The organism is Streptomyces sp. NPDC058812, assembly GCF_042744565.1.
In the GTDB taxonomy this organism is placed as follows: domain Bacteria; phylum Actinomycetota; class Actinomycetes; order Streptomycetales; family Streptomycetaceae; genus Streptomyces; species Streptomyces thinghirensis.
Genome location: NZ_JBHYOB010000086.1, coordinates 1 through 1,013, shown reverse-complemented (window position 1 = coordinate 1,013; position 1,013 = coordinate 1). Strand labels below are relative to the sequence as shown.

Here is a 1,013-nt window from a genome sequence, read left to right as displayed (position 1 = left end):
CAGAAGTACGCGGCCACCGGTGAGGGCCTGCCGATCCACGCGGCTGGGTCCCACTTCGATGAGCTGGTGACGGAGATGGAGCAGCGGGGGCTGATCAGCAAGTGAGTAAGGGTCCCACTCCCGAGGAACTGCGCGCGCGCCGGAAGCTCCGCAGGCAGCAGGAACAGGAAGCGTCAGGGGGCGCTGTGGCGACCCTGACCGAGGGCGACGTTGCCCAGGGCCGGCCGCAGCCGATGATCCGGTTCGAGCAGCTGCCAGCCGCGGTGGACGCGCCCGACGCCCAAGGGCCGCTCACCGCCGAGGAAGAAGAGACGTGGGAGCTGTGCCAGCGCTCCTTCGCCCAGTACAAGGACGCGTGGTTCGTCGCGGCCGGCGCGCTGGACATCTCGCTGCGGGGGCGGCTGTGGCGGCGGGACTACGACACCGCCGAGGCGTTCATCCGGAACGTGGCGGACATGTCAACGTCGAACGCCTACCGGCAGATCGCTGGGGCGCGGATCGCGGCGCTCCTGGCCGAGCCCCCGCGTCTCGAACTCGAATCGAACGATCTGTCCCGCATGCGGGACTCGGAGAACGTGCGGGCCTACGTGATCAGCCAGCGCGCGGCCGAGAGTCTGACCCCCATCCGTGAGGACTACGGGGAGGACGCGGCCGCCGAGGCGTACCGGACGGTGGCCGACGCGACCGGTCGCGACAAGGTCAGCCAGAAGACCATTGTCGGCATCGTCAACCAGTTCCCCCGCAAGGCCGTGGAAGAGCTGGATGCCGAGCAGCGTCGGGAGCGCATCCACGCACTCGCGGTGCGGCAGGCCGCCGCCGAGGCGGCCGCCAAGGCGCAGTCGGCCCCGGTGGGACCGGTTGCGGCGTTCGCGGCATACGTGGCCACCGCCGCGGCGTTCGCGGGCAAGACGGACGGGTTGGCGGCCGCGTACGCTGCGGCCGCCGAGGCGGACCCCGTGGAGGCGAAGCGCCTCGCGGTCCGGCTGCGGGACCATCTGACGGTGGTGGTCGAC

Annotated in this window: 1 protein-coding gene; it reads left to right on the top strand. The window is 71.4% G+C overall.

Going from position 1 to position 1,013, the window contains the following annotated elements; translation table 11 throughout:
- Positions 1-185: 185 nt before the first annotated feature.
- Positions 186-1,013, top strand: an 828-nt coding sequence (locus ACFW48_RS38810; protein WP_386323401.1) for a hypothetical protein, incomplete at its 3' end; no start/stop codon positions are given.